This is a genomic window from Massilia sp. X63, from assembly GCF_041023745.1.
In the GTDB taxonomy this organism is placed as follows: Bacteria; Pseudomonadota; Gammaproteobacteria; order Burkholderiales; family Burkholderiaceae_D; genus Telluria.
Genome location: NZ_JBFTEF010000020.1, coordinates 42387 through 69299, shown reverse-complemented (window position 1 = coordinate 69299; position 26913 = coordinate 42387). Strand labels below are relative to the sequence as shown.

27 protein-coding genes and 1 pseudogene are annotated in these 26913 nt (G+C 62.5%); 16 read left to right on the top strand and 12 right to left on the bottom strand.

Translation table 11 applies throughout. The annotated features are described in order from the left end of the window. Positions 1-126: 126 nt before the first annotated feature. Positions 127-900: pseudogene (locus AB3347_RS24330) on the bottom strand (SulP family inorganic anion transporter); the annotation flags it as partial. A gap of 531 nt (positions 901-1431) precedes the next feature. Here AB3347_RS24330 and AB3347_RS24325 point away from each other — a divergent pair. The 9 genes from AB3347_RS24325 to AB3347_RS24285 all read left to right on the top strand — a co-directional run bounded on the left by AB3347_RS24325 (position 1432) and on the right by AB3347_RS24285 (position 10976). Then, positions 1432-1956: an arsenate reductase ArsC gene (locus AB3347_RS24325; protein ID WP_285381762.1), complete on the top strand. Its 525-nt coding sequence runs from the start codon at positions 1432-1434 to the stop codon at positions 1954-1956. Positions 1957-1962: 6 nt separating this feature from the next. Beyond that, positions 1963-2472 (top strand): arsenate reductase ArsC, encoded by a 510-nt coding sequence (locus AB3347_RS24320; RefSeq protein WP_027867829.1) that lies wholly within the window; start codon positions 1963-1965, stop codon positions 2470-2472. A 91-nt stretch (positions 2473-2563) separates the two neighbouring features. Beyond that, positions 2564-2908 carry a helix-turn-helix transcriptional regulator gene (locus AB3347_RS24315; protein WP_027867830.1) on the top strand — a complete coding sequence of 115 codons (345 nt, stop codon included), beginning with the start codon at positions 2564-2566 and terminating at the stop codon, positions 2906-2908. A 25-nt stretch (positions 2909-2933) separates the two neighbouring features. Then, positions 2934-3413, top strand: a complete 480-nt coding sequence (locus AB3347_RS24310; protein ID WP_027867831.1) for an arsenate reductase ArsC — start codon at positions 2934-2936, stop codon at positions 3411-3413. A gap of 75 nt (positions 3414-3488) precedes the next feature. After that, the gene (locus tag AB3347_RS24305) at positions 3489-4769 is read left to right on the top strand and encodes an arsenic transporter (protein ID WP_027867832.1); all 1281 of its coding nucleotides are present in this window, start codon (positions 3489-3491) and stop codon (positions 4767-4769) included. A gap of 12 nt (positions 4770-4781) precedes the next feature. Beyond that, on the top strand, positions 4782-5204 hold the full coding sequence (gene arsC, locus AB3347_RS24300) for an arsenate reductase (glutaredoxin) (RefSeq protein ID WP_027867833.1): 423 nt from the start codon (positions 4782-4784) through the stop codon (positions 5202-5204). Next, positions 5201-5917, top strand: a complete 717-nt coding sequence (gene arsH, locus AB3347_RS24295) for an arsenical resistance protein ArsH (protein WP_027867834.1) — start codon at positions 5201-5203, stop codon at positions 5915-5917. Before arsC ends, arsH begins: the two co-directional genes overlap by 4 nt. Positions 5918-6326: 409 nt before the next feature. After that, positions 6327-7799 carry a DNA polymerase Y family protein gene (locus AB3347_RS24290; protein WP_027867835.1) on the top strand — a complete coding sequence of 491 codons (1473 nt, stop codon included), beginning with the start codon at positions 6327-6329 and terminating at the stop codon, positions 7797-7799. A 48-nt stretch (positions 7800-7847) separates the two neighbouring features. After that, the gene (locus AB3347_RS24285; protein WP_369094278.1) at positions 7848-10976 is read left to right on the top strand and encodes an error-prone DNA polymerase; all 3129 of its coding nucleotides are present in this window, start codon (positions 7848-7850) and stop codon (positions 10974-10976) included. Positions 10977-11090: 114 nt separating this feature from the next. Here AB3347_RS24285 and AB3347_RS24280 read toward each other — a convergent pair whose 3' ends face one another. Genes AB3347_RS24280 through AB3347_RS24270 form a run of 3 tightly spaced genes read right to left on the bottom strand, consistent with a single transcriptional unit; the run spans position 11091 to position 12439 of the window. Next, positions 11091-11513: a hypothetical protein gene (locus AB3347_RS24280; protein WP_156923894.1), complete on the bottom strand. Its 423-nt coding sequence runs from the start codon at positions 11511-11513 to the stop codon at positions 11091-11093. Positions 11514-11567: 54 nt separating this feature from the next. After that, on the bottom strand, positions 11568-11915 hold the full coding sequence (locus tag AB3347_RS24275) for a hypothetical protein (RefSeq protein WP_027867836.1): 348 nt from the start codon (positions 11913-11915) through the stop codon (positions 11568-11570). Positions 11916-11917: 2 nt separating this feature from the next. After that, a complete protein-coding gene (locus tag AB3347_RS24270; protein WP_156923896.1) occupies positions 11918-12439 on the bottom strand; it encodes a hypothetical protein in 522 nt (173 codons plus the stop codon). Positions 12440-12570: 131 nt separating this feature from the next. Here AB3347_RS24270 and AB3347_RS24265 point away from each other — a divergent pair, with 131 nt between their 5' ends. Then, entirely contained in the window at positions 12571-14148 is a 1578-nt protein-coding gene (locus tag AB3347_RS24265) for a Fic family protein (protein WP_084416597.1), read from the top strand. Positions 14149-14256: 108 nt separating this feature from the next. Further along, positions 14257-14691, top strand: a complete 435-nt coding sequence (locus AB3347_RS24260; protein ID WP_036216002.1) for a hypothetical protein — start codon at positions 14257-14259, stop codon at positions 14689-14691. 93 nt (positions 14692-14784) lie between these two features. Here AB3347_RS24260 and AB3347_RS24255 read toward each other — a convergent pair whose 3' ends face one another. Both AB3347_RS24255 and AB3347_RS24250 read right to left on the bottom strand, forming a co-directional pair. Then, entirely contained in the window at positions 14785-15732 is a 948-nt protein-coding gene (locus AB3347_RS24255; protein ID WP_027867838.1) for a tetratricopeptide repeat protein, read from the bottom strand. Between the two features lie 74 nt (positions 15733-15806). After that, entirely contained in the window at positions 15807-16634 is an 828-nt protein-coding gene (locus AB3347_RS24250; protein ID WP_036216005.1) for a hypothetical protein, read from the bottom strand. Positions 16635-17174: 540 nt separating this feature from the next. On the opposite strand from AB3347_RS24250, the gene AB3347_RS24245 reads away from it, so the two are divergent. Further along, positions 17175-17594 (top strand): hypothetical protein, encoded by a 420-nt coding sequence (locus tag AB3347_RS24245; protein WP_027867841.1) that lies wholly within the window; start codon positions 17175-17177, stop codon positions 17592-17594. Positions 17595-17603: 9 nt separating this feature from the next. On the opposite strand, the gene AB3347_RS24240 is transcribed toward AB3347_RS24245, so the two are convergent. Beyond that, complete coding sequence (locus AB3347_RS24240; RefSeq protein ID WP_027867842.1) at positions 17604-18341, bottom strand: hypothetical protein; 738 nt, start codon at positions 18339-18341, stop codon at positions 17604-17606. Between the two features lie 735 nt (positions 18342-19076). Between AB3347_RS24240 and AB3347_RS24235 the strand changes: the two genes are divergently transcribed. Further along, positions 19077-20084, top strand: a complete 1008-nt coding sequence (locus tag AB3347_RS24235) for a DUF6685 family protein (RefSeq protein WP_369094277.1) — start codon at positions 19077-19079, stop codon at positions 20082-20084. Here AB3347_RS24235 and AB3347_RS24230 read toward each other — a convergent pair. Next, on the bottom strand, positions 20018-20869 hold the full coding sequence (locus AB3347_RS24230; RefSeq protein ID WP_369094276.1) for a hypothetical protein: 852 nt from the start codon (positions 20867-20869) through the stop codon (positions 20018-20020). The genes AB3347_RS24235 and AB3347_RS24230 overlap by 67 nt on opposite strands. 153 nt (positions 20870-21022) lie before the next feature. Between AB3347_RS24230 and AB3347_RS24225 the strand changes: the two genes are divergently transcribed. The 3 genes from AB3347_RS24225 to AB3347_RS24215 all read left to right on the top strand — a co-directional run bounded on the left by AB3347_RS24225 (position 21023) and on the right by AB3347_RS24215 (position 22693). Next, entirely contained in the window at positions 21023-21448 is a 426-nt protein-coding gene (locus AB3347_RS24225; protein WP_369094275.1) for a hypothetical protein, read from the top strand. A gap of 47 nt (positions 21449-21495) precedes the next feature. Further along, positions 21496-21903, top strand: a complete 408-nt coding sequence (locus AB3347_RS24220) for a hypothetical protein (protein WP_369094274.1) — start codon at positions 21496-21498, stop codon at positions 21901-21903. A 211-nt stretch (positions 21904-22114) separates the two neighbouring features. Then, complete coding sequence (locus AB3347_RS24215) at positions 22115-22693, top strand: hypothetical protein (RefSeq protein ID WP_369094273.1); 579 nt, start codon at positions 22115-22117, stop codon at positions 22691-22693. A 121-nt stretch (positions 22694-22814) separates the two neighbouring features. On the opposite strand, the gene AB3347_RS24210 is transcribed toward AB3347_RS24215, so the two are convergent. The 4 genes from AB3347_RS24210 to AB3347_RS24195 form a co-directional block, all read right to left on the bottom strand. Then, a complete protein-coding gene (locus tag AB3347_RS24210; protein ID WP_369094271.1) occupies positions 22815-23324 on the bottom strand; it encodes a hypothetical protein in 510 nt (169 codons plus the stop codon). Beyond that, the gene (locus AB3347_RS24205; protein WP_369094270.1) at positions 23321-24034 is read right to left on the bottom strand and encodes a hypothetical protein; all 714 of its coding nucleotides are present in this window, start codon (positions 24032-24034) and stop codon (positions 23321-23323) included. The genes AB3347_RS24210 and AB3347_RS24205 overlap by 4 nt, the downstream gene beginning before the upstream one ends. Positions 24035-24080: 46 nt before the next feature. Further along, positions 24081-24209: a hypothetical protein gene (locus tag AB3347_RS24200; RefSeq protein ID WP_369094269.1), complete on the bottom strand. Its 129-nt coding sequence runs from the start codon at positions 24207-24209 to the stop codon at positions 24081-24083. 114 nt (positions 24210-24323) lie between these two features. Next, on the bottom strand, positions 24324-26858 hold the full coding sequence (locus tag AB3347_RS24195) for a hypothetical protein (protein ID WP_369094268.1): 2535 nt from the start codon (positions 26856-26858) through the stop codon (positions 24324-24326). Positions 26859-26913 lie beyond the last annotated feature (55 nt).

Sequence of the window (26913 nt, the reverse complement as noted above, 5' to 3'; positions counted from 1 at the left end):
CGCTGGTCGCGGGGCATCAGGAACTGGACACTGGAGAATCAGGTCTGGTTGAATCCGGAACGGATTCGACCAGAAGAATTAAAGCGCGCAGCTTGAGGTGACGCGACAACTACGTTGACAAACGCCGCCTACGCATTCTCGGTTTTTGTCGCTTTTGGTGTCAGTGAGATCGTCAACGATCGTGGCTGTCATCAGCGACTCGAGCAGCCCTACGACCATTAAGGTCGCCGAGTATGGAAGGATAATCTGGAAGGTTTCGAGATTGAGGGGCACGTTCGGGATCAGGAAAGACGGCAGGCTGTCCGGGAGCTGTCCCATGTCGCCGACGGTGCGTATATCCAGGCCGAGTGCGATCGAAGCCACCGTCAGCACGACGATTGCAACCAGCGGAGACGGGATAGCGCGCGTTACATACGGCAAGCCGTAGATGATGGCTAGGCCGGCTGCAGCAACGGCGTACACGTGCCAGGAAACATTCGTCAGCTCGGGCAACTGGGCCAGGAAGATCAGGATGGCAAGTGCATTCACGAAGCCGGTTACGACCGAGCGTGAGACAAAGCGCATCAGCCGGCCAAGCTTGATCCATCCCGCAGCAATTTGAAGAGCACCAGCAAGGATCGTCGCTGCAAGCAGGTAGTCGAGGCCATGTGTTTTTACTAGGGTAACCATGACAAGGGCCATTGCTCCAGTGGCGGCCGAAATCATGCCAGGACGTCCACCGAAGAACGCAATCAGGGTCGCGATGGAGAATGAAGCATACAGGCCAACTTTCGGGTCAACGCCGGCAATAATGGAAAAGGCAATCGCTTCTGGAATGAGTGCGAGTGCGACAACAAGACCTGCAAGTAAGTCATTGCGAACGTTAGAAAACCAGTCTTGGCGAATTGTTTGTACAAACATAAATTTACCTTCTTCTCAGGCGGATATCGCTGAGTACAGATGAATGAGCACGCTACGCGAATGCGTACGCACAGGGGATCTGGAACGAGCATTGAGAGCGCGATGTCAAAGGCGACATCGGTCTACCTGTCGATGAGAAGGTGTCTTACGGAGGAGTAACAGAGCAGAAATAACCGCGCGGCAATCCTACGCCTGAGTAGGAAGGCTCATCTCGACCGAGACATGGACCAGTGCAATCAGCGGCGTGTTTCGCGCGCGAGATCGTGTCGGATGTACGGAAGTGATAGGTCATAGCCCGCTATTTTGCACTGCAACATAGGCGTAGTCAAGGCAGGCCTGAATGTTCGGTAATGGCCGTAGGCGGCTGTTCAACCCAGCATAGCAGGCCACCAGGGCGGAAAAATCGCGGACTGTCCAAAGGGCAGGAAACGACCCAAAGAAGAAATTTAATGGACAAATGTCATCAAGCCGTAAAAAAGATTCGATATGTTTGGAAGCGTAGTATCTTCTACCCTGTCAATCGGAGCGAGCATGGCTGACGACTCAACTTTCAATGTGCTGTTTTTGTGTACCGGTAACTCATCGCGCAGCATCATTGCCGAGGCGATTCTCAATGAGATTGGCGCCGACCGGTTTCGGGCCTTCAGCGCTGGCAGCCATCCTGCAGGATCTGTTCATCCATTAGCGCTTGAAGCAATTGAGCGACTACGCTTCCCGATTCAAAACCTTCGCAGCAAGAGCTGGGACGAATTTGCTGCTATCAACGCACCACATATGCACTTCGTGATCACGGTATGTGACAGGGCTGCTGGTGAGGTATGTCCGCGCTGGCCGGGGCATCCGATCACAGCTCACTGGAGCTTCGAAGATCCCGCGACGTTTTTAGGCGGTGAGAACGAGCACCGGCAGCTGTTCAGCAAGGTGTGCCGTGAAATCAAAAACCGCCTGGACATCTTTGCGATGTTGCCCTTTGAGAAGCTTTCACGCATGGCCATTGAGGAAGAGCTGATCGCAATCGCCCGCCAGGATGCAAGCCTTGAGAACGCTTCGCGTTGATAGACGATGACAAGTAAAGTCTACAGCGTGCTCTTCCTTTGTACGGGCAATTCGTCGCGCAGCATCATGTCGGAAGCCCTATTGACTGTGCTGGGCAGAGGGCGTTTCAAGGCATATTCAGCGGGAAGCCGTCCGACCGGTGTCGTCAACCCATTAGCAATCGAGCAAATAAGGCGGTTCGATCCCGCCTTCCCAGTAGCAGCGATGCACAGCAAGGGCTGGCTCGAATTCGCGCAACCAGGTGCGCCGCACATGGACTTCATCATTACCGTGTGCGACAGCGCAGCTGGAGAAGCGTGCCCACATTGGCCGGGGCACCCGACGACGGCGCATTGGGGCTACCCGGACCCAGCGCAAGTTTCTGGTAACGACAGGGAAAAACAAGAAGCCTTCAGGCAAGTCTTCCTGCAGATCAAAAAGCGAGTCGAACAGTTCGTTTCGCTGCCCCTGGACTGGCTTGAGGACGATTCAGTGCGCCGCGAAGCCGTCCGGGCAATCGCTGCGAGCACCCTGTGACGCCAAGTTCTAGCCCGTCGAGAGAACGACTCCTTGCTGTAATAGCCTCAATTCCAATATACTAGAAATATCAAATAGAAGGATACATGTCATGGACACCAAACCGGCTATCGCTGCCTTGGCTGCACTTGCCCAGGAATCGCGACTCGCTACATACCGTCTGCTGGTCCAGGCTGGTCCTGCCGGGCTACCAGCGACCAGGATCGCCGAGGCGCTCAATGTGCCGCCATCCTCGCTTTCTTTCCACCTGAAGGAGTTGTCGCACGCTGGACTGTTGCTCTCGCGCCAGGATGGGCGCTTCATCATCTATTCCGCAAATTTCGACACGATGAATGCCTTGCTGGGCTTCCTCAGCGAGAACTGCTGCGGCGGCAATCCCTGCACGCCACTAGCCAATGCTTCCTGCGACAACGCTGACGCCGCTTTAACAAACTGATCCACTATTTCTACAAAGGCTTTCCGTGAACGTACTTTTCCTTTGCACCGGCAACTCCTGCCGCTCGCTCATCAGTGAAGCAGTCTTCAACCATATCGCTCCTGCCGGCGTGCACGCCATCAGTGCGGGCAGCCAGCCAATTGGCAAGCTGAACGAGAAAGCAGTCGCACTGCTGGCTAGCAAAGGCATCTCCACGGAGGGTTACTACAGCAAATCGTGGAATGACTTGCCGGTTACTCCGGACGTCGTCGTCACCGTGTGTGCCAGTGCCGCCGGTGAAACATGCCCGGTCTACCTCGGCCCGGTCCTGCGCACGCACTGGGGCGTGGAAGATCCTGGACACGTTGTTGGCACGGAAGAGGAAATTAACACTGCATTCGAACAAGCCTACGCTACGCTGCGTGCACGGATCGAGGCCTTCCTCGCATTGCCGCTGGAAGACCTGAAGGGCAACCGGGAACGATTCAAGGCTGAGCTCGACCGCATCGGCCTTATTGGCGCCTGAACACGCCTGGTCTCATGAGGCCGGGCATGTACCCGGCCTTTTTTCGTGGTGAACCACGACCCTCAAAGGATTTCCGTGCTGATCGCTTTTCTCATTTTTCTGGTAACCCTGACCTTCGTTATCTGGCAACCGCGCGGCCTCGGCATTGGCTGGAGCGCATCAGCAGGCGCAGTCGTGGCCCTGCTCGCCGGCGTCATCCAGGTGAGCGACATCCCCGTCGTCTGGAACATCGTCTGGAACGCCACTGGGGCTTTTGTAGCAGTCATCATCATTAGCCTGTTGCTGGACAAGGCCGGTTTCTTCGAATGGGCAGCCTTGCACGTGGCCCGCTGGGGCAAGGGCAATGGCCGGCGCCTGTTCGTCCTGCTCGTCCTGCTGGGTGCGGCAGTGGCTGCGCTGTTTGCCAATGACGGCGCCGCGCTGATCCTGACGCCAATCGTCATCGCCATGCTGGTGGCCCTGCGCTTCTCCGCACGCGCAACGCTTGCCTTCGTCATGGCTGCAGGCTTCATCGCCGATACCGCCAGCCTGCCGCTGGTGGTGTCGAACCTCGTCAACATCGTATCGGCCGACTACTTCGGCATCACTTTTGCGCGCTACGCTGCGGTCATGGTGCCGGTCAACCTGGTGTCGGTTGCAGCCACGCTCGCTGCCCTGGTCTGGTTCTTCCGCAAGGACATACCGGTCGACTATGACCTGGCCCAGCTCAAGCGTCCGGAAGAGGCGATTCATGACCGCGCCACCTTCGTTACGGGTTGGTGGGTACTAGCAATGCTGCTGGTCGGATTCTTCTGGCTGGACGATGTCGGCATCCCGATCAGCGCTGTCGCCGCGGTGGGAGCAGTAGTGTTGCTGGCTGTCGCTGCACGTGGCCACCGGATCTCGACGCGCGAAGTGCTGCGCGGTGCGCCATGGCAGGTGGTCGTGTTCTCGCTGGGGATGTACCTGGTGGTCTACGGACTGCGCAACGCTGGTATGACCGACTACCTGACGGCACTGCTGGACCGCTGCGCTGAATATGGCGTGTGGGGTGCGGCGCTCGGTACCGGCTTTATTACGGCTATCTTGTCGTCCATCATGAACAACATGCCGACCGTGCTCGTGGGCGCACTGGCGATCGATGCCACTGCTACAACCGGCGTGGTACGTGAAGCGATGGTGTATGCCAACGTGATCGGCGCCGACCTGGGACCGAAGATCACCCCAATCGGCAGCCTGGCGACGCTGCTATGGCTACACGTGCTGTCGGCGAAGAATATCCAGATTTCGTGGGGATACTACTTCCGCGTGGGCATCCTGCTGACGCTGCCGATCCTCTTCGTCACCCTGTGTGCGCTTGCCGTTCGCCTGAGCTGAAAAGGAATTAGCATGGACGTCACGATTTTCCATAACCCAGCGTGTGGCACCTCGCGCAACACGCTCGGCCTGATCCGCAATGCCGGGATCGAACCGACCGTGATTGAGTACCTGGACAATCCGCCGGACCGTGCGACCCTGGATGACCTGATCCAGCGAGCCGGGCTGACGGTGCGCGGCGCGGCTCGCGAGAAAGGTACGCCCTTCCTCGAGCTCGGCCTGGACGACCCGGCCGTGACGGACGAGCAGCTGCTCGATGCGATGCTCGCCCATCCGATCCTGATCAATCGCCCGTTTGTCGTCACGCCGCTTGGCGTGCGGCTGTGCCGGCCGTCGGAAGTCGTGCTCGACATTCTTCCAGCGCAGCAGCAGGGCACATTTACGAAAGAAGACGGCGAGCCCGTTGTGGACGCTGATGGAAAGCGAATCAAATGAACAAGATCCCGAATCTCCCCAATATCAAGCCGGAACTGCTGGACCAGCCGACGCTGGAGAAGCTCGCGCAGGTCGGCGACATGAGCCATCCACCGCGCATTCTCATGCTGTATGGCTCCTTGCGCGACCGCTCGTTCAGCCGCTTCCTGACTTACGAGGCCGCCCGAATCCTGGAACACTTCGGGGCCGAGGTGAAGATCTTCGATCCAATGGAGCTGCCCATGGTAGGCAGCGTGCCAGAGACGCACCCGAAGGTGGTCGAGCTGCGCGAGTTGTGCATGTGGTCGGAAGGCCAGGTGTGGTGCAGTCCAGAGCGTCATGGTGCAATCACAGCTGTGCTCAAGAACCAGATCGACTGGATTCCGCTGGAAATGGGATCCCTACGACCAAGCCAAGGGCGCACCCTCGCGGTTATGCAGGTATGCGGCGGGTCACAGTCATTCAATGTGGTCAATACCCTGCGTCTGCTTGGACGCTGGATGCGCATGTTTACGATCCCCAATCAGTCTTCGGTGCCGATGGCCTACAAGGAGTTTGACGAGGAAGGCCGGATGCGCCCATCGGCATATTACGACCGAGTTGTCGATGTCATGGAGGAGCTGTTCAAGATTACGCTATTAATGCGTGGACGCAGTAACTATCTTACTGATCGGTACAGTGAGCGAAATGAGCAAGCACAAAAGGCTATCGAACAACATATCCAGAAAATTTAGAAAGACATGTCCGCTTATGGCCCGATTGCGGACGTCGACAAGTGAGCAGTGTATCGGCAAAGTTGCCATCGAAGCAAGTGACGTTTTTATTCATCCAGTGACGACTTTTTTCAGTCGGTGAAGGTTTTTTTCGTTATTCACACCGTGATCCTATGGCAAAACAATATCCGACCTGAATCCCTTCGGCGTCTGAACCTTGCGGCCCAGGCGGGGGACACCTGTTTTTGGCTGCTTCGGCCCTTGGCAGGCGCCACCGAACCGTCGCCCGCACCCCTGCGTCTGGGCCTTCGCCCTGCCAGAGGAGGCGTTTCGATTTCCATTATCAAGCGGCGCGGCCCTGCCGCAGACGAGGCGCTTTTCGTGCCCCTGCCGGATATGCCCGTGCCGCGCCATCAACCGGAGCATGAGTATGCGGTGTCTGATCAGCCTGCACCTGCCGTTATTGCCGTTAGAAGCCCTGCGCCCCTCCTGGTCTGAGCCAGGACGCTATGCCGTTGTAGAGCGCGGGCAGGTCCAGGTGGCCTCGGCACTGGCGCTGGCTGACGGTGTGCGTCCAGGCATGCGGGTCGGTGGCGTAGCCGCACTCTCGCCGGCGACGGTCATGCTCGAGCGCGACCCTGCGCGTGAGGCCGCCGCCCTGGAAGCGATCGCCGTGGCCTTGATGCAGTACACGCCTGACGTCGCCTATGAAAGCGACCACGGGGTACTCCTTGACGTGGGGCCGTCCTTACGACTCTTCCGCGGGGCACGGCGCCTGTGCGCCTTGGTGCGCCATAGCGTTGCGAGGCTGGGCTTCACCGTGCTTTTGGCAGCGGCCCCGACTGCCGGCGGTGCATGGCTTCTGGCCCGAGCGCCGCGCGAGCGCGGCGTGATCCTCCGCCGGCGCTGCCTGCGTGGTTCAACGTTGGCGGCGCTGCTGGACCGTCTTGGCTGCCATCTGCTCCCGATGACCACCCCGTACCACGCCTGGCTGCACGCCATCGGCGTGGCGGACCTTGGCGCGCTGCGGCGGCTGCCGCGGGCCGGGCTCTTGCGTCGTACCAGCAAGGCCCTGGTCGAGGAGCTCGATCGTGCCTACGGTGACCTGCAGGAGATGCGGAAGTGGATCCGCCCGCCTGCGCACTTCACAGCCCAGGTGGAGACCTTTGAACGCGTGGAGCATGCCGAAGCCCTGATGTCGGGCGCCACGGGCCTCATCTTGCAAATGACAGGCTGGCTGGCCGCCCATCAGCTGGCCGTCACCACCTTCACATTGGCACTCCAGCATGAGCGCGGGCGGGGGGCCGTAGCGCCGACAGTGCTTTCAATTACCCTTGCGCAGCCGGTGTGGAAGGAAGACCATTTGCTGCGCTTGCTGAAGGAGCGGCTGGCAAAAATGGAGTTGTCGACGTTCGTGCTGGGGCTCAAGCTGGACGCGGGCCAGCTGCAGCCTATGGCGCCGCCCACGGAGGACCTGTTTATGGAACCGGGCGGCTCGCCAGAAGACTTCGATCGCCTGCTGGAGCTGCTGGCGGCGCGCCTGGGCGCGGAGAACGTGCTGATGCCGTCGCAGGAGCCCGACCACCGCCCGGAAGTGTGCAATACCTGGGTGCCGGCCTCGGCGAAGGTACGCGAGGGCGCGCCGCGCGATCCTGAACTGCTTGAGAGACCCTCGCTCGTGCTGCCCAAGCCGATCCGGCTGTTGGTGCGTAACGAGCGGCCTTTCTATGGGAGCCCGCTACGCATCATTGCGGGGCCCGAGCGGATTGAGGCCGGGTGGTGGAACGATCAGACGGTGGCGCGCGACTACTACGTCGCCCAGGGCGAGGACGCGTCGTGCTTCTGGATTTATCTGGAACGCACGGCCGATGCCCAGTGGTACCTGCATGGGTTGTACGGTTAAATGCCTGGCGCCTCACCACCGGCCCCATATGGGGCCTCGCCAGGGGGCATGCTCCCCGACTACGCGGAACTGCAGTGCGTGAGCCACTACACGTTCCTGCGAGGCGCGTCAGCGCCTGACCAGCTCGTGGCGCGGGCGGCCGAATTGGGCTACCACGCGCTGTGCATCGCCGACGAATGCACGATGGCTGGCGCAGTAAAGGCGCACATGGCGGCGAAGGAGGCCGGGCTCAAGCTTGTGATCGGCAGCCAGATGACCGTCACGCCGATCGATGGAAGCCCTCCCTTTGCCCTGCTGATCCTGGCGGAAAACAAGAACGGGTATGGGAATCTTTGCGAGCTGATCACCGCCGCGCGGATGCGCGCGCCCAAGGGTGAATACCTGGTTCGTCCCAACGACTTCGCGGCCCCACCTGCGGACCTGGCCCACCTGCGTGGCATGCCGGACTGCCAGCTCGTGCTGCTGCCCCGATACGGCGCGCCGCGGGAAGAGCTCGACAAGCAGGCCGCCTGGTTGCTGCACTGCGCGCCAGGGCGGGCACGCATCGCCATCACCTTGCATTTCCGCTCCCGCGACGAGTCGCACAAGGCGACTGTGGCTGCCGTGGCTGACTACTACCACCTGCCGATGGTCGCGACAGGTGACGTGATGATGCACGTGCGCTCCTACAAGCCCGTGCAGGACACCATGACAGCTATTCGTCACAGCGTCCCGGTGGCCCAGTGTGGCCGGCGCCTGGCGCCCAACGCGGAGCAGCACCTGCGCCAGCGCCTGCGGCTGGGGAATATCTACGGCCGGGCGGCGCTGGCGGAAACGGTGCGGCTCGCGAATCTGTGCACCTTCAGCCTGGACGAGCTGCGCTACGAGTATCCACAGGAGCTGGTACCGGAAGGCGAGACGGCCACCACCTACCTGCGCAAGCAGGCATACATCGGGGCTCACTGGCGGTACCCCGCGGGCATTCCCCACAACGTGCAGGACCTGATCGAGCGCGAGCTGGCGCTGATCGCCGAGATGCAGTACGAGAACTACTTCTTGACGGTGTACGACATCGTCGCCTTCGCCCGCGCGAACAAGATCCTCTGCCAAGGGCGCGGCTCGGCCGCAAATTCGGCCGTGTGCTTCTGCCTCGGCGTGACCGAGGTCGATCCAGCGCGCGGCACCTTGCTCTTCGAGCGGTTCATCTCGAAGGAGCGGGACGAGCCCCCAGACATCGATATCGACTTCGAGCACCAGCGGCGCGAAGAGGTGATTCAGTACCTGTACAAGAAATATGGCCGCACACGCGCCGCGCTCACGGCCGTGGTCACGAGCTATCGCCCGAAAAGCGTACTGCGCGACGTCGGCACCGCGCTGGGCATCGACCTGTCGATCGTCGACAAGGTCGCGGGCGCGGCCAGCGGCTACTCGGGCCGGGCCGACATGCGCCAGCGGCTGACCGACTGCGGCATGGATCCCGATTCGGAACTGGCCGAGCGCTGGAGCGGGCTGGTCGAGCACATGCTGAATTTTCCGCGCCACATGTCGCAGCATCCGGGCGGCTTCGTGCTGGCGCGAACGAAACTGTCACGCCTGGTGCCGGTGGAAAACGCGAGCATGGAAGACCGCACGATTATCCAGTGGGACAAGGACGATATCGACGCCGTCGGGCTCCTGAAGGTCGACATCCTGGCGCTGGGCATGCTGAGCGCAATTCAACGCACGCTGGAAATCATCAGCGCCGAGCGCGGCGAGCGGTTCGAGCTGAAAGACGTGCCGGCCGAGGACCCCGCGACCTACGAGATGATCACGCAGGCAGACACGATCGGTGTCTTCCAGATCGAAAGCCGCGCGCAGATGTCGATGCTGCCGCGCATGAAGCCGCGGACCTTCTACGACCTGGTCATCGAGGTGGCGATCATCCGGCCGGGTCCAATCCAGGGCGGCATGATCCACCCGTACTTGCGCCGGCGCGAGGGTACCGACCCGGTGTCGTACGAAAGCCCGGAGATGGAGAGCGTGCTCTCGCGCACGCTCGGCATCCCGATCTTCCAGGAGCAGGTGATGCAGATCGCGATGGTGGCCGCAGGGTTCACCGCCGGCGAAGCCGATCAGCTGCGCCGCGCGATGGCCGCCTGGAAGCGGAAGGGTGGCCTGGAGAAGTTCGAGGCGAAACTCATGGAAGGCATGGCCGCGCGCGGCTATAGCCCGGAGTTCGCCGTGGGCATCGTTGGCCAGATCCGAGGCTTTGCCGAATACGGTTTCCCCGAATCCCACGCGGCCAGTTTCGCATTGCTGGCGTACGCATCGAGCTGGCTGAAGTGTCACGAGCCGGCGGCTTTTTTGACCGCCCTGTTGAACAGCCAGCCGATGGGCTTCTATTCGCCCACCGCGCTGGTGCAAGACGCGCGGCGCCACGGGGTCGAGGTGCTGCCGGTCGACGTGCTGGTGAGCCGGTGGGAGGCCGCGCTGGAGACGGCGCCGAGCGGCGCAAGGGCGGTGCGGCTCGGGTTGAACAACGTGCGCGGCATGCAGCGCGAAGCGGCCTGGCGCATTGAAGAGGCGCGCGCTGCGCGACCGTTCAAGGATGTGCACGATCTCGGCCTGCGCGCGGCGCTCGACGCCGAGATCCTGAAGTTGCTGGCGTCAGCTGGCGCGCTGGCCGAGCTCACCGGGAACCGGCGCCAGGCCATGTGGGTGGCCGCCGGCAGTGCACCTGGACGCGACCTGCTGCGCGAGGCACCGGTTCATGAAGAAGAGCTGGCGCTGGCAGCGCCGACCGAGGGCCAGGACCTGGTGCAGGACTACCTCCATACCGGCCTCACGCTCGGGCGCCATCCGCTTGCCCTGCTGCGCGAACGTCTTCATGCACAGCGGTTCGTGCAGGCGGAGGTGCTGCAACAATATCCGGACGCACGGTTGGCGCGCGGCTGCGGCCTGGTGACCGTACGCCAGCGTCCCGGAACTGCCAACGGCGTGGTCTTCATCACGCTGGAAGACGAGACCGGCAACGTGAACGTGATCATCTGGCCCAGCTTGGTTGAGCAGCAGCGCCGCGAGGTGATGAGCTCCCGTCTGCTCGGTGTGTATGGCCAGTGGCAGTCCAAGAACAACGTCCGGCACCTGGTGGCTAAGCGGCTGGTGGACATGTCGCACCTATTGGGTGAGCTCGACACGCGCAGTCGGGATTTCCACTGAAGAGGAGACGCAAGTCGTCCCCGACAGAGGTGCGCACCCAAGCCAGGTCCCGGCCACTCCCGACCTTCGAGTTGAGGGTAGGGGAGTGGCAGCTCTAACGAGCTTGTGCGGCTGCTACTTCGACCGGCGAGGACTCGGCGCGTTTCTCGTGGGGCCGGGCGCCGCCGGCGTCATCGCAGCTTTCATGGACGCCGCGAGTTCATCCTGGCTTGGCGGAATTTCGTCGTACCAGTCGTAGGCATAGACTTTCTCCCGCGCGCCGTCCAGCGCGGCAGGATCGAGCGGGATGTCTTGGCCCGGCGTGCCGCGGCCTTTGCCGACCACGATCGTGGTCAGCGGGGGAAGGCCCTGCTCGATACAGTAGAAAGCGACGTGGCCCAGGATCTTGTCGAGGACGCCTGCGGCCTTCCGCTGGAACATCTTGACCGACAGCCCTTCGTAGGTCAGGGTCTGCCGATTCATCGCCGCGCCGACGAGGATGATCCATGCCTGGAGAGCGCGGGCGGGGTGCTTGGAGGAAGGGTTGAATTGGGGCATGTGATCCTTGCGTCGGCTGCCGGCCGAAAGCGGGCCCGCGGGTGCGCAATTGGGTCAGGGTAAAGCGGTATGCTTGTCCACCAGGTGGGCCAGCGCCGGCGCCAGGTCAGGCCCGTACTTTTGTTCGATCTCTTCGGCCGCGGTGAGGAAGTCGGCAAAGTCGGCTATCTCCTGCTGTGTGTAGCCGCGCAGGCGCGAGAAGGTCGCCCAGTCGCCGGCATGGTAGGCCGCGCGCTGCTCGGCAGACCAGTTATCGGGGTCGCTGATCATTTCAGCGCGTCCTGTCCGGTCGACGAGTTCGATGAGGCGAAGAAGTAGCGGGTCAGCACGGTGCTCGGGTAGCAGCTGTAGTGCGTCGATGTCGAGCGGTCCCATGTGGTCGCCGTAGCGTGGCACGTCCATTTCTAGTCGAAGATCACGGTGGCGTCGTGCGCAATGGCGAACGGCTGCTTGCAGCGGTCGCATGTGTCTTGGCGACCGCGGGGGTCTGCGTGCCACTCGAAGGTGGTGCGACAGTGGGGGCAGTCGGTCGACGGATTGTGCGTGCGCACCTCGGTGACCACTGCCAGGCCAGCCTCCACTGCCGACGCACGCTCGGGCGAGGCAAGTTGGCGCTGGGCCAGCTCGAACAGCTCGTTGACCTCGAGGTGGGCTTGGACTTCACCTGCAAAGCGAACTTCGTTTCCGGGCAGTGTGTGAAGTAGATCGGAGAAGTAGGTCTTCGTGCCGGTAGTTGGGAGCGCCCGACGTACTTGGTCGATGAGCTTCAGTCCAGCGCGATGCTGACCCTGCAGATGCATGAGACAGCCCATGGCGAACAGGTCGGCGTACAGCATGAAATTGTCGGGATAGCGCGCGAGGAGCTCAGCATGTAAGCGCGCTGCGGGGGATTGTTTGTCACCTGCTCGTGATGCAGTAATGCTCATGCTTGCTCCTGACTATGAATAGATGATGTTAACGCAGAGTATCAAAAATATTTTCATCGGAGCAATTTTATAATCGTTTTTTTTTGTGCGACACTCATTTTTATACAAAAGTTTTTTACTTTATTTGAAAAATGACGGATCACATCGGATTTAAGTGGGTGGCGGAGCACCTCAACATCAAGCCCGTACAGCCATTTGCGGTAGAGAGCAAAGTAGGCACGTCGCGCCGTACGGTGGTCAATCCTACCAGAGAGGAGACCTATAGCGCCTCAGCTCGGCCGGACCCAACGATCGCTGATCACCTCACATTTGGCCTGAAGCACGAACTGGTCAATCTCGAGTTCCTGGCAAGGCTTTTTGCCGTGCTGGACCCGATGGTGCTCGAAGCCTGGATCCGCAGCGAGCCCACGGGCGCATATGCGAGGCGGGCTGGCTTCTTGTTTGAGTGGCTCACAGGCCAAACCCTCAACGTGCCCGATACGCCGTCCGGGAATTATGTCGACGCCCTGGACGCAGACGAATTCCTTGTCGCCGCCCGACCGAGAAACGTGCAGCGCTGGCGCGTCAGAGATAACCTGCCCGGCACCCGCGATTTCTGCCCGACCATCCGCCGGACTGACGCGGTGCGCGAGCTCGAGCACTACGACTGCGCGGCCGCGCTGGATTCTCTGGAGGTACAGTTCGGCGCCGACATTCTCATGCGCAGCGCAGCCTGGCTGTCGATCAAGGAGAGCCGTGCATCGTTCGCCATCGAGAACGAGGAAAAGCAGGTCGATCGAGTAAAGCGTTTCGCCGCGGTCATGGAGCGCCGCTGCGGCCAGAGCGGTCACCCGCTCGCGCTGGATGTGCTGACCGAGCTTCAAACCGAAATCTTGGGCACGGCCACGCGCTACGGCGTGCGCCAGTCGCCGGTTATCGTCGGGCACACGCACGGCTTCGACAACATCGTGGACTACATCGGGCCACCGTGGGAGCGCACGGCCGAGTTCCTGGAGGGGCTCCGGCAAAGTATGGCTCGGACCGTCGGCGCTTCGCCGGTGCTGCGCGCGTCGATTGCGTCGTTCGGCTTCGTCTATATTCACCCGATGAGCGATGGCAACGGCCGCATCTCCCGCTTCTTGGTCAACGACGTCCTGCGCCGAGACGGCGCTGTTCCGCCACCGTTCATCCTTCCGATCTCTGCGACCATCACCAACAAGACGCAGCATCGCGCTGGATACGACCGGGCGCTGGAGACGCTCTCACGGCCGTTGATGGCCAAGTACCAGGATCATTACCACTTCGGGGCCGCGTACACATGCCCCGATGGCGTCCAGACCAACTTCTACTTCGACGCTTACGAGGACGCATTACCGGCCTGGCGCTACCCAGACCTTACTCACCAGAGCGAATACATCGGCGACGTGATCCGGTTGACGATCGAGGTCGAGATGAGCAAGGAGGCAAGCTACCTGCGTGATATTGAGCACGCACGTGACAGCGTCAAGAACCACCTGGAGGGGCCGAACTCGGATATCGACCAGATCATTCGATCGGTTCGAGAGAATGGCTGGAAGGTGTCGAACAAGCTGGCCAAGGTGTTCCCTGCGCTCGCCGAACCAGAACTAGCCGCGGCAGTCGTGTCCGCGGTGCGCAACGTGTTCGAGCCGGTGTCTGATCCGGACGAAGAGGGCGGCGAAGACAACGTGGGCGAAGCGCCAGGGATGTGAGTTGGCCGCTGACTTCGGCCTGCCGCCTATGCAATTTTCACTCCGCACTTCGCCGTCGACGAAGCCGACGCAGTAAAATTGCCTTTTTGCACATTCACCGATCCAATCATGAATAGCAATCCATCGCGCCACCCGCCACTGCTGGCTCACCTGAACGGCTGGCGCCGCATCGGTGTGGTGCTCGTTGGCGTCTGGCTGATCGTGGCCGGCACGATCCTGTGGCGGGCGCCTGAGATTGTTACCGACCTCTGGCCAGGCTTGGCCGAGCCGGTGCACGGAACGCGTGCAGTGCATGCGCCTGAGCTTCAGGAGGAACTAGAGGCGGCAAAGGCCAAGAAGCTCGGCCGCGCGCTTGAGCCCTGGGAGAAGGTTTGGTATCCGACACGAGCGATCCCAGCCATCTTGCCGGCCGAGCTGCCGGTGCTCACGCGCTGGTTCCTGCTTCTATCGGTGCCGGTGCTGACCTGGCACATCGTCGAACTACTGGTCCGCTTGGTGTTGTGGATTCGAGCTGGCTTCACTGGAAGTCCAAGGCGTAAGTAGCGTCGGGGCCTCGCACTGCGCCCACCTGAAGGCAACTAAGCAGCTCTTCTATTTCAATCGACAAGGCCAGTAAATGTTGGCTTGGTGCTCAGATCATGGTTGATGCCCGACTCCCCAGCCGGCAAAAAATAGTGAGAACTCACGTTCTCCCACGGTATTCTTGACCTTCTCGTAGGCCGACTTCGCGTCCTTGTGACCCAGTTGTAAGGCAATGTGGAAGTAGCGTGCGGCTCGCTTGTAGTCGGGATCGACGACAGTGCAGAGCGCCATACCGTGCTCATACGCGGCTGTGCTGTCCATGTCGCCTACCTTTGCGCCTACGTCAATTATGGACTTGCCCGGTACTGGAAGTGGTTCTTTCGGTGCTGGTTTCGGTACCGGGGGCGGGGGTGGCGGCAGCTTCTTGAGGGCGGACTTCGCGGTCGACGAACCGTTCTCGGCGGCCCGTTTGAGCCAGTAGCGAGCAGACTCCATATCCTGTGAAATGTCGGCTGTGCCGTGGAGGTACAGCATGCCGAGCTCTTCCATAGCTTCAGTTTGAGCGCGCTCTTCGTAATCAAACACGGTGTCCAAGATAGTGCCATCACGGCCACTAGCATGACGGTCGAGATATGGGATTCTTTCAGACGCGGCACGCTCAAGCAGCTTGAGCCCCACATCTGGATCGCAGGTGATGCCGTCACCCTGGAGATACATTCTGCCGAGGGCGAGCATGGCCCTCAGCGAGCCCATGTCCGCCGCTTTTTGGTAGCGGCGTGCCGCAGTTTTACGGTACTTCCCGGTCCCATATCCCTCTGCATAGCAACGACCGGCAAGATACTCCGCATATCCAATTTCCTCACCGGCCTTGATCAGATCGCCCAGGAACACCTTCGGATCCGAGAATTTTCCTTCGTACTTGTGACGGATGAACGCCGCGACAAGCAAAGCATGCGCGTGGTCGGATGCCTCCAGTTCGCGCACTACCTTGATGGGTGGCCTGGTGTCGTTGCGCAGATGCCGCCTATATGCGTCGTATGCCAGATAGTAGCCATCGCTCATGGTCAAAGTTCTCCTTCCGATAATAGAGGCCGCGCCGGCGGACGATAGCCTGGCGGGGTGGGGCGTATAGTTGACTAGAATTGGTCGGGCTGGTGACAGAGATCCGTGTCTTCCTGCTCGATCTGCCCAGCGCCATTGGCCGCAGCCATTCCGACAGCATCAGCGGCCGCGAATGCGAACAGGTTCACATCAAGTTGCCCGATAGGCAGCGACTCGTCGCACCCCATGCTGAGATAGATGGCTGCAGTCGGACCGAGGGTATCGCGCAGGCGCGTGACCAGCGCCATCGCGTCCGTGACAGCCAGATCGGGCGCCCCGGTTATCAGGGCAAGACAAACGGCTTTGGCATCCTGCAGGCGCCCTTGCTGCCTCTCGATTTGCTCGATCGCGGTGACGTAGGCCGCCTCGGGTGCCTGGGTGGCCCTGAGGTGGCGGTTGGCCGAGCCGAGGCCGTAGATCGCGCGCCTGTTCTTGCTTTCTTTGACCACGCTGCGCAGTCCACCCCATTCGCAAGCGATCCAGTGGGTCGCGTGGGCCGGTATCAGAAGTGAGCGGGACAGCTGACGCGCGGCCGCGGCTGCGTCGGCAGAGCTCGCAGTAAAGACAGCGTCAAACGCTTCCAGCAGGGGCGCGTCCAGACTATCGTCCGGCTCGCGTTCGCAGAATGCGACGCAGAGACCCGCGTCAGCATGACGCGAAGAGAGCTCGACTGCTCGGGTTAGCGCAGCAGCATTGTCCAGCGCGCCCGACACGATCAACAGCTCGATCGCATCGGCCGGCTCGCCTTGCGCGAGCGCCTTCTTAATCGATTCGACTGCTGGTGGGCTGTGACGTCCGTCGGCTGCCAGCACATATTGCAGCACGGCCGGACATGATTTCGCTTCTCGCTCGGGGGGCAACATAGATGTGCCCGCTTAGCGCATTGGCGAGAAGTCGAAGTCCTTTACGAACGCGACGACAGCGTGTCCGCGCACCAGAAGGATGCTTTCGGATTTCAATTGTATGGACAGGGCCTCGACGAAGCTCTCTTTGATGCGGTCGCGCTCACAGAATTCGTAAAAGCTTGGCCAGCGCATAGTCATGACGTCGAGGGACGCCCGTCGCATGTGGTTTGAAATCCTGTCCGATATCGTCTTAACTGGAACTGTCATGGTGGCGTCTAAAACCTGCTGTATGAATTGTCTAAGAGGGAGAATAGCACGTTTTAAGGTTTTCTTATCACTTCCGTAAGGCTTGTGAATGGGCGGTCTAAGGTTCCCGAAGCGATCGCTCGAGGCAAGCGAAATGACGATACTGGATGCACAGAGTTGGGCCAGGCCAGGTCCCTGTAGCGCCTCACCTTGGCGGGGGGCGCACCGGCGCCGAACTGCAACCACGCCATCCAGATCCCGTCACCATGGTGCTCCCGCAGGCCTGGGCCTGCCGAACGAACGGAGCACCGCATGCACGAGCAGCACTTCACCCACGAACACGGCGCGCAGCTCGCGGCCGAGTCCCTGATCGCCACCCGCGTCGGCGGCACCGATGTGGTGCTGACCTACGACGAGCCGGCGGCGCCCGGCTACCGGGCCTATGTATCCGATCCTGATCACCGCGCCGTGCCGGCGAACCTCGAGACCGACGAAATGCGCATCGCCGTGTTCCCGGCTGGCGCCAGCGAGCCGACGGTGTACCTGGCCGTGCGCGGGCGGGAAGGGCTGCTGGCCTGGCACAAGGAGAATGTGGGATTCGACCTGGCGCGCCCGGAGCCGATGCCGATCGCCAAGCTGCTCGGACTGGTCACGTCCAATGCGGTTCTGCAGGCGCTGCAGGCCGACGTCGCGCAGGAGCAGGAGAGCATCATGGCGCCGCGCGCCGCCTGACTGGTTGGGTTACGCCGGCACCGGAGCCTTGGATTTTGCAGCGTACTGCTCGCGGTGCTTGCGATTGATGGCTTCCTTGTGATTCCAGTAATACTCGGAAGCCTTGATGTTGAGCTCGTCGCGGTGCCGGCTGTTATAGGTGCGGGAGTGCTCGAGCACCTTGTCCGGGTTGGCCTGCTTGTAGCGCAGAGCGTTGCTGATGATCCGCTCGCTGTTGGCGAGGTAGTACTGCTGCTTGCGCCGGCGATCTTTTTCCCGCTTCCACTCCTCGGCGGTGAGCAGCTGCATCGGCTCGGCCGCGGGCTTGCTGACCAGGGCGCGCTCGCGGCCCTGTGGCATCGGCGTCTTGAGCCGGGCCAGGGCCGCGACGTAGAAGATCAGCTCGTTCTGCGCTGTCGCCGGGGCGAACTCGCCACTGGCTTTCATCATCTGCACCATGAGGGCGACCAGGTCCCCGACGGACGTCAAGGCTGAGGCCCGGCCCGCCGGCGGGATGGGGAGGCAGACCCGGAGCGTGTGATTGAAGACCAGGGTGACGCTGGCGGCCGTGACGGTGGTGTCGGCGGCGACCTGGTGGAAGAACTGGTTCCAGTCCAGCTGCGCATCGTTCATTGCGGTGCCCCGCTGGCGAGGGACGTGCCAGCACGAGAACTCGGTCGTTGGCGCCGGCGCCGCGCGGGCGACCTCGAAGGCCACGCCGATGATCAGGGGAGCGGTTACCGGAGGGATGAAGGCGTTGCGAGGCATCGGGAGGGGCGAGGAAAGTTGCCCAAGTTTATCACGCGACCCCGTGCAGTGACCGCGCCAGGAATCGAAAAATGCAATTAACGGTCAGTCCAGGCAGCACCGCCGGCCACGCTGCCCTGATCTTGCCGAACCACCTGCCGGCTCTGCCCGGCCGCTCGCCTTGGTACCGGCGCCGCCGCTACAAAAATGCAATTAACGGTCGGTCCACTGACGCTGAGTAGTGGCCGCCTCACCGGCCGCTGTCGTGCTGGCCGCCCCTCGCCGGGGACCTGGTCTCCTGCCGAACCTTGTCCCGTCCGAACGGGGATTGGGGGAACGATGGATTGGGGGAGACATGGTTTTGGGGAGAACCATTTTTTTTACAAGCCATGATCCGGGCGAGCCCTGGCCTCGGCGCGCGGGGGCTTTTTGGATTGTCAGGAACAAGGGGTTGTACAGCGCCAGGGCCGGGCCGATACATGGCTTGGCAGGAACCCGAGGCCTCGGCAAGTCGATACTGCCTGTTGGTCAGAATTATCTGACCGTTAATTGCATTTTCACGATGCTGGGGCTGGCTGGAGTTAGCTAGAAGAGGGGACATGCTGCGCACGTCCAGGAAGAGAAGGCGCGCAGCCAGCGGTGCTATACGCAATGGTACGAAGCGCATGCCAGCGTGGTTGCAAATATTTCTTGCGAACATGTGACGTAACATGGCTATACTCTAAAACAACCCGCCACCCACCTACCCTACTACCTATGAGTCTCATTCAAACTATCACCGACCACGTTCGTGAAAGCCTCGGCCATCAAGTGCGCCTGCGGCGAGTTCTGGGCGAGCGCCCAGAACTGAAGGCCAGCGTGCTGGCGCCGGAGAACAACATCGACATGGACCGCGTTCCGCGCTGGCACCAGATGGGCACGAGCCCAGGCCTGCTGAGCCTGGCCGGCGGCCGCACCAGTGGCGCCGAGCTGCGCGGCTGGCGCCGCGAAGGCACCCAGTACCGCAGCTTTACCGAGAGCTGCCCGGCCCTGGCCGAGCTCACCACCAAGTCGACCCTGAACACCTGGTTCTGCGACCTGCAGGACCTGCACGGCTTCGGCAATTCGAAGTCCGACCTCAAGTCCCTGAGCTCGACCGATGAGATGGTCGAGAAGAACTCCCGCGAGATGATTGAAGACGTCTCCCTGGCCGGCCTGCACGCGAACCTGGCGCACCGCGACATCCGCGTCACCGGCGAGCGCGCCGGCACCGATTACTTCGTCATGCACCAGTGGGACGGCCGCATGTATCTGGCCAACGACGGCGGCTCGCACCACCTGGCCGCGGCCAAGTACATCGCGGCCCGAATCGACGCTAAGGTGCCCCTGTACGCCCGACTGCACTACTACGCGGTCGACCGGCACGCCGTGGGACTGCTGCGCAGCACCTATGACACCTACCTGGTCAAGATGGACCCGAACAACGCAGCGCCGTCCAACGAACTGTTCGAGGCCCTGCAGTCCGGCGGCGTGACCTGGCTCTCGCACGAGCTGCCGGCGCCATACGAAGGTACCCGCGCAGTCTTCCTGCCGCGCGACAACGAAGTCTCGATGCGGGCGTCCCAGCTGTTCCGCGAGGCTGGCTTCGTCGACTTGGGCCAGCACCTGCAGGAAGTCGCAAACCGTCCAATGCCGCCGCTGCTGCTGCGCCAGCTGGGCTACCAGAACGACATGGCCCCTGACGAAGAGGAAGGCGAGGGCGAAAGCTCCGCTCCGCGCGCGTAAAGGGCGGCCACGGCGCGCAGGCGGGTGCCTACGGGTACTCGCGGCGCCGGAGGTGGTACAGGAGCACCTGGTCGTCCGAGAACTGCGCCAGTGTGGTCCCGGTGAGGATGAAAACGCGCCGGAAGACGGCACGGCGCGATCCTGGCCAGCCGCCGCTGCAGGTCCGCCAGCGCTCGCTGGCGCTTTAAGCCTGGCGCTGGCCAGCTGTCGTAGATGGTCAGCCATAGTTCATCGTGGTCAGCGTAGTCCGGTTTGAGCGCGCTGGCCACCTTCTTTTCCACGGAAAGCGCCATCGCGTCGGTCCAGTGGCGCTCCACCGAATCCCCCTCCATCGGCGGCGGCATGCGATCCTCGTCGATCTCCCGCTGAATCTGCTTCCGGTCCTTCCTGGGCTCGCCAATAGTAGCGGTCCGGACGAAATGTACGGCAAGAGGCGGCGGCGTTTCGGTACCAGGGTGGCCAGCACGCTCGGCTATTCGCAGATCCTCCTCGCGCGCCAGCATCCTCGCGCGGGCGCGCCGCTCCTGCATCAGGTTCTGGGGCACCGCCTCGGTGTGCTCGACGCCGATCGACCGGGTCCCGAGCTGCAGCGCGAAGTCCGGGCGCTCGCTCTTCGCCAGCTGCAGGGGGAAGTCCGCCAGGCTGAGGGGCAGGGCGCCGAGCAGCCGCACAATCGAGTAGATCTCGCCGGCCGCGCCGCGGCGTGCTGGATCGGCGGGTTCGTCGACGACCAACTGCGGTAAGCGCTGGTGCAGTTCCTGAAAGGTGCGGGCCGTGAGCAGCATGAGGAAACTCCGTATTGGATGGGCACATGATAGAGCAGCTGCGTCGCCGGCCGCGAAATTTGCCTGCCTAGATCCAGCACACAGCGCCGTTTCCTTGTGAGACCGCACATGTGCTCTCTAGAATGGAGATAGGACGAAACAAGAAAGTAGAAAATGACCGAAACCCCGAATCCGCTCGCCATCACCGACACTGCTAGCGCCCGCGAATACCTGGTGCGCTGGATGACGGCGAACTTCCCGACCGATACCACCTTTTCGGCGTACATCAACACCGAGCTGGCCGGGGATTTTGCATGGCAGCTGGCCAGGGCACTCGCCAGCAAGGAGCAAGCCGCGATCGTCGAAGCGCAGCGCCATCCGGAAGCGGCGGCCAAGGCGCGTGAGGCCCTGGTGGAAGCTGTGGAAGCCGACGAGCTCATGAGCAAGATGCCGCACTGGGGTGGGGTCCACATGGATATGGAAACCGAGATGCGCCGCATTCGCGGATCGCTCGATGTCTTCGCGGAGCTCTTCCCGATGCTCTTGTCGGCAGCACCAGCACAAGCCGCTGACCAGCCGTCGCTGGCCGGCGCCAACTAACTTACGGCCGCGAGACCGCGCGCCACCTCAACCTTTAGGGGACAACAATGAACGCACGCTATATTGACGCTGAACGTAAGCTGGCCGTGGCGCTGAACTGGACCGAAACGGCCTATAACGGCCCGGCTGGCGACGCACACTGGCCTGCGGTGGGCATCGCACCGGGCGAGGCTTCGCGCCGCAGCATACCCGCCTGGACGCGCTCCAACGACGAGTGCGTGAACCTGATGCTCGAGCACAACTGCTTCGTGGCGAAGGAAGTGAGCGCCTCGGGTGCCATGGTGATGGTGGCGCGCTGGGCAGGTGCGCAAGGCCTGCCAGAGAGCCTTTCCGTGCCCGTCGCGCAGCACGGGTCCGAGGCTGAGGCATTCCGCTACGCGGTAGTGCTGGCCGTGACCGCGAAGGTCGAGGCGGAAGCGCCGGCGCGCGAGCTCGACGCCATGATCGCTGCCTGAGCCGACCACATACCGCCAGGTCCAATACTCTCCGGTTAGTGGGCTCTGAGCAGCTTCCAGCGTGGACCGATAGCGCCCAGGCACTGCGTTAAGAAGATTGGGGTGTGGCGGTGTGGCAACGTAACAACTTCAGCCACACCGGCCGCAGGTAAGACTGGACCGGCACCTGCAAGAAGGAGTTGACCAAAGAACATGTTGGCGAGAAAATGTCTTGTCATTCACTCATCCTTCCAGCATGGCGCTCGGCGACAACAGTTTTGTCTACAACTTCGAGATCGTCCATGACGGCAAGGTCATCGGCGCAGTCACTGCGAAGGGCCGCGAGCTCAACGTATGGATCTTCGGCGGCGCGCGTACCGCGTACCGGCTGGCCGATATCGCGTCGGTGGCGCTGATCCACGCCGAGGGCGCGAATCTGGCGCGCGGTGGTTCCGGCGCAGTCGTCGGCGCATTGGTCGCCGGTCCGCTCGGCGCGGTCGCCGGGGCAGCGCTTGGGCGCCTGCTGCGCGAGTGCCATTTCACGCTCGTGTTGAACAATGGCCGCAGTTTCCTGTGCAAAGGCCTAGTCAAGATCTACGAGGATTTCGAAGCGCACCGGGCGATTGTTGCGCTGCCCGTCCCCTCGGCGGCGAAGATCGACACAATCGCTGCCAGCAGCGCGCCGGCGCACCCGGCCGTTGCCCCAATGTCCACTGCCGACTCCAAACCGACCGCCATCACGGTGCCTGTTCGCATGGCGCAGCCAATGGGCGTGCTGGTCGTCCAGGCGTCACGCGCTACCAAACCTTGAAAGCAGTGACATAACGCGTTCCAACTTGCTACGCCTGACATGCGCCGCGCTATTGCGCGGCTTCGCTCTCTTGCTGCCCCCTTGCCTCTGCCCGCGCGGCGTGGCGCGAGCCGGGCAGCTATCAGGTCGACAAGGAGAAAGTGCCGCGCAGGGCACCGAGCTCGCGCTGCAGGCAGTTCGCTTCTTCGACAAGCCGCTCAAGCTCGGGGAGCGGGAATTCGACGGCTTCCAGCGTCACAGAGGTGGCGCGGCTCAGCACGGCGCTCAGCGTGCCGCGGCTGACATTGACGGCGAGCCGACCGTGGGCCAGCACATTACGACGTTCGCGCACCAGGTGCGCACGTGCGAGCCATGCTGCATACGCCGCGCGCGTATCAGCGCGAGCCTGACTGGCCGCATGCGACGCCAATAGCCCGAGCTTGGCCGCAAAGTTCATCCGCTCGATTCTACGGGTCCAGGCGTCGAGATCCCTGCCGTTGTCCACCCACACCAGACAAAGGTCGGTCGCCGATTCAAGATTTGAGTAGGAGAACAGCAGGCGGCCCAGAAGCAGCGCAGCATCGTGCTCGAGTTGGGTCCGTGCGGCGACAATCTGCGTGCCGGTCCAATTATTCGTGTCCAGCTCCTTCATTGCTCGCGGTTCGCGCCGTCGGCTTGCAGCGAAGCCGCCAGGCGCTTGCCAAGCGCCTCCAGTTCGTCGCCCATGCGTCCAACTGCGAACCCCTTGCGCACGCCAACCCCGGACAGATGCGGGTACGCGAATAGGTTGACCGGCGCCATGCCGGGAAAAACAGCGCGCGTGGACTGATCGAGCAGCGGGGCATAGGGATCGAGCGGTACGCCTGCCAGCCGCGAGACGGCTTGGATCCCTTCTTTGCCATGCGCCAGGATCGCGGCCGGGCGGCAGATCGCGACCAGGGCGCGCAGGATCAGTAGGCCGCTCTCCAAATGCGCGCGCCGTTCGGCTGGATGCAGCTCGCGCCAACGCTCTGAGGGCAGCGCGCAGGCGTTGGTGCGTAGCACTCCGGCGTCGCGCAGCGGTGCTGCAAAGCGAGCGATACGAGCGGTGGTCTTGCTGGTCTTGCCGCCGCGCTGCGCGCGATACACTGCGTCAAAGCTGGTCGGGTCGCACGTCAGTGCGTGCCAGTACGCATCGAAGGACGCGAACTCGTCTCGCAGAGGGGTGGCAGGGTTGGTACCGACGACCAGCACGCGCGCCCTGCGCCAGCCAACATCTGGCGTGAATGGACGCAGGTAGGGGCCGGAGGCGGTTTCGGCAACCTGGCGCAGAAAGGCCTCGGCGCCTGTAGCGTCCAGGGGCACGTTGTCAGTCGAGATCAATTAGCGGCTCCATCACGATGTCATATACGGTACGCAGAACGCCAGGTCAACTGGCCGCGTTTCCAGGCTCGCCGTCCACATCATCACGCGATAGGTACCGGACCGGCATGCCGCTGGCGAGATCATCAAGCAGCCGGTCATAGTCGTCCGGGCAGCCGGGGTAATAGTCCAGCACTGCAAAACTCCGCCCATTCGCTCATTGCATATCTGCTTGTTTGTCGCCAGCACCTGGAACTCTAGCTGCCGTGGTGCCGGCGCGCAAGCTGCGGCGCACCGCACCCAGGCGATCTCAACAGGTCGTCTTTGGGAAAAGCTGCGCCAGCGGCGCATGGAAAGCTCTATCGCCCAGCCTCAACATGGCGTCGAACAGCGCCACGCTCACGTGTGAGCGGCGGACCTGTGGCGGCCGCTTGAAGCCCGTCACCGCCCATTTATTCTCGCGCGCCTCCTCAATACGGCGCTGGCAGTTCCCGACGATGCTGTTGCCCGCATACAGGGCGGTGACGCCCTTGTCTTTCCGGAAGTCAGCCGCGGCCGCCGCGCCGTGCCAGATGAAGGAGTAAGCCTGGCTGACGGAGTAGGTGGCCAGCGCCTCGTCGATCATCTGCATGGTCTTCTCACCACTGGACACTGGAAGTCGCCGATCCTCCGCGCAGAAGCGCAGATACGCCAGGCATTCATGGCGCGCCACCTCGAAAGCCAGCTCGGGCGCTTGCCGGCGCCAGCTCGTGGGCCAGTCGCGGCTCTGGCGTGCTTGTTCGAGCTCCCGAAGCAGCACCAGGGTACTCTCGGGCAATTCCCAGTACAACTGATGCAAAGCGAAGGCAGTCACCCTGGCCGGGGCTTCCTCGATCGTGAATGCGCTGGCCGGGGTTTGGCGGGAAATGCGCACCAGGCCGGCGCGCAGAAGTGCGAACAGCGGCTGCAGGAGCTCCTGCGTCGGTGCGAATGGTCTCTCGCTCTGGCCGAATGGGGGAAGCACCAGGGAATCCTCAGTACCACCACCCGCCCGAAGCAGCGCCAACAGGTAGACCGCATCGATCAAGGGCAGATCCGCGATCATGGCGGGCGGCTTGGACTGGGCGAAGCTGTCGAGTGCATGACCAATGATCAGGCTTGCGCGCTCGTCGGGCGCCACGAGTAGCAGCTGGTTCGCACGCGCTGCCGAGTGGTGCGGCCGCAGGGCGAGACAGGCGTCGTAGGCCTCCAGCGCCAGGGCTTTCTTACCGACGTACTGACACGAGAGGCCATAGTCGAACCAGAGCACCGATGTCGGCTCCGCACCAGCAGCACGGAAAGCGCTCATGATGTCCGCCATCGTCGCGTGGAAGCGGGTGTACAGGCCGTGCTGCAGCAGGGCGCTGCGTAAGTATTCCATGGCGATCTCATGGAAGTGTTGGCATGTACGGCCGTCCCGATCCGCGGCGGCCGTGGCCAGGGCGCTGGTCATGCCCTCGGCAAAATGGTCGACCACCATTTCATCGTCGTACGGCGCCTCGTCGAACATCGAACCGTCATCCAGCCGGGCCGAGACGCGATCCTCACGGGCGCGGGCCACCTCGAACAGCGCGAATGCGCGCCCAGCCCCCTCGAAGTCACCCGCTTCCATCCGTGCCCACGCCACGTGGCGCTGGATCGCCGGGTGGGCACTATCGGTGCCGGCCGACAGGATCAAGGCAGTGCGCGCGTCTGGCTGAAGGCCGGTGCCGGCGCTGCCTTCGGTCGCGAAGAGTACTTTGAGGATCGCCAGCACATCCGGCTTTCTCACCGCGGCAAGAATTGGCTCGCGCAGCTGGATCACGTCCGCGCGCGGTCGGTAATGCACGAGCTCCGAGCCGATGTGCAGTTGAAGGGCGCCCTGGTCTAGAAACGGGCCAGATTCGACTAACGACATGGCCCCTCCGCGGCAAATGAGTTCCACCAGGTCGTCGGCTGCGGCGCGGATCGCGCGTTGGTCTCTGGCCTCGATCGCTATCGCCAACAGTCCCTTGGCGGCGCGCAACGCCAGTGGGCGGTCCTCTGGGGCGTCGACGCCGAGCGCCGCAGCCAGGCTTCGGCAGATTGATGCGGCGACGTCCAGCAGGCCGGCCGCCACGTGCAGGTCGGCCTCGACCAGGGCCAGCGGCACCTGCTCCTCGAATGGGCTGCCAGCTGCCAGGCGCTGGAACAGCGCCAGCGCCAGCTCGCGGCGTCCGATATCGCTGACGATCTCCACGCCCTGCCATAGATCCTCGGGGGCGGCATCAGGAGCATCCGTCATCTCAATCACCAGCCTCAGCAGCTGCTCGTCGCCAAGCCCGGCTGACCACACGGCCCGGACGTACCTGCGCCGCAGGCTGGATTCTAGCGGGTACCGATCTCGGCCAATGCGCAGCTGCTCGAGGCGGCGCTCCTGGTCGATCAGATGGGCCTCGGCAAGCTCGTACACGCGCGAAGCCGGGTCGGGCAGGGCCAGCAGGATGCCCACCAGGCCATCGAGCTCTTCGTCCCTCTCGCCGTTCCTGTCGTTGAGCGCGGCCACGCATTCGGTCAGCGCCAGGAGGGGCAGAGCGTCTCCACGCCGCGGGGCGTCGGCGAGATAGCGGGCGCCTGCAGCCCATTTCTCCAGCTTCCAGCAGCACCATCCCATCTTGCTTCGGATGCGCCAGGATGACGCCCTTGTCGCTTTGTATAGCGCCAGCGCATCCGCATGCCGTGCCTCGGCCAAGGCGACGTCGCCTTCGATCTCCAGCGCAACGCGCGAGGGAGTCCCAGGCTTCACGACTATGGGGGAATAGGCAGCGCTGAGGACTTCGGACAACGACAAGTGATCTTCTTGATTCATGTGTAGCGTGGTGCGTCGAAGCGGGCCAGATTAACGACACGCTGAAGGTCGGGGA

What these genes read in the sequence shown, in the direction of transcription:
- AB3347_RS24220 (WP_369094274.1), top strand. Translation starts at nt 21,496, where the DNA reads ATGAACGCACGCTATATTGACGCTGAACGTAAGCTGGCCGTGGCGCTG.
- AB3347_RS24210 (WP_369094271.1), bottom strand. Translation starts at nt 23,324, where the DNA reads ATGAAGGAGCTGGACACGAATAATTGGACCGGCACGCAGATTGTCGCC.
- AB3347_RS24195 (WP_369094268.1), bottom strand. Translation starts at nt 26,858, where the DNA reads ATGAATCAAGAAGATCACTTGTCGTTGTCCGAAGTCCTCAGCGCTGCC.
- AB3347_RS24235 (WP_369094277.1), top strand. Translation starts at nt 19,077, where the DNA reads ATGAGTCTCATTCAAACTATCACCGACCACGTTCGTGAAAGCCTCGGC.
- AB3347_RS24240 (WP_027867842.1), bottom strand. Translation starts at nt 18,341, where the DNA reads ATGCCTCGCAACGCCTTCATCCCTCCGGTAACCGCTCCCCTGATCATC.
- AB3347_RS24255 (WP_027867838.1), bottom strand. Translation starts at nt 15,732, where the DNA reads ATGAGCGATGGCTACTATCTGGCATACGACGCATATAGGCGGCATCTG.
- AB3347_RS24280 (WP_156923894.1), bottom strand. Translation starts at nt 11,513, where the DNA reads ATGCCCCAATTCAACCCTTCCTCCAAGCACCCCGCCCGCGCTCTCCAG.
- AB3347_RS24325 (WP_285381762.1), top strand. Translation starts at nt 1,432, where the DNA reads ATGGCTGACGACTCAACTTTCAATGTGCTGTTTTTGTGTACCGGTAAC.
- arsH (WP_027867834.1), top strand. Translation starts at nt 5,201, where the DNA reads ATGAACAAGATCCCGAATCTCCCCAATATCAAGCCGGAACTGCTGGAC.
- AB3347_RS24260 (WP_036216002.1), top strand. Translation starts at nt 14,257, where the DNA reads ATGAATAGCAATCCATCGCGCCACCCGCCACTGCTGGCTCACCTGAAC.
- AB3347_RS24230 (WP_369094276.1), bottom strand. Translation starts at nt 20,869, where the DNA reads ATGCTGCTCACGGCCCGCACCTTTCAGGAACTGCACCAGCGCTTACCG.
- AB3347_RS24320 (WP_027867829.1), top strand. Translation starts at nt 1,963, where the DNA reads ATGACAAGTAAAGTCTACAGCGTGCTCTTCCTTTGTACGGGCAATTCG.
- AB3347_RS24245 (WP_027867841.1), top strand. Translation starts at nt 17,175, where the DNA reads ATGCACGAGCAGCACTTCACCCACGAACACGGCGCGCAGCTCGCGGCC.
- AB3347_RS24315 (WP_027867830.1), top strand. Translation starts at nt 2,564, where the DNA reads ATGGACACCAAACCGGCTATCGCTGCCTTGGCTGCACTTGCCCAGGAA.
- AB3347_RS24265 (WP_084416597.1), top strand. Translation starts at nt 12,571, where the DNA reads ATGACGGATCACATCGGATTTAAGTGGGTGGCGGAGCACCTCAACATC.
- AB3347_RS24225 (WP_369094275.1), top strand. Translation starts at nt 21,023, where the DNA reads ATGACCGAAACCCCGAATCCGCTCGCCATCACCGACACTGCTAGCGCC.
- arsC (WP_027867833.1), top strand. Translation starts at nt 4,782, where the DNA reads ATGGACGTCACGATTTTCCATAACCCAGCGTGTGGCACCTCGCGCAAC.
- AB3347_RS24250 (WP_036216005.1), bottom strand. Translation starts at nt 16,634, where the DNA reads ATGTTGCCCCCCGAGCGAGAAGCGAAATCATGTCCGGCCGTGCTGCAA.
- AB3347_RS24290 (WP_027867835.1), top strand. Translation starts at nt 6,327, where the DNA reads ATGCGGTGTCTGATCAGCCTGCACCTGCCGTTATTGCCGTTAGAAGCC.
- AB3347_RS24270 (WP_156923896.1), bottom strand. Translation starts at nt 12,439, where the DNA reads ATGAGCATTACTGCATCACGAGCAGGTGACAAACAATCCCCCGCAGCG.
- AB3347_RS24275 (WP_027867836.1), bottom strand. Translation starts at nt 11,915, where the DNA reads ATGGACGTGCCACGCTACGGCGACCACATGGGACCGCTCGACATCGAC.
- AB3347_RS24285 (WP_369094278.1), top strand. Translation starts at nt 7,848, where the DNA reads ATGCTCCCCGACTACGCGGAACTGCAGTGCGTGAGCCACTACACGTTC.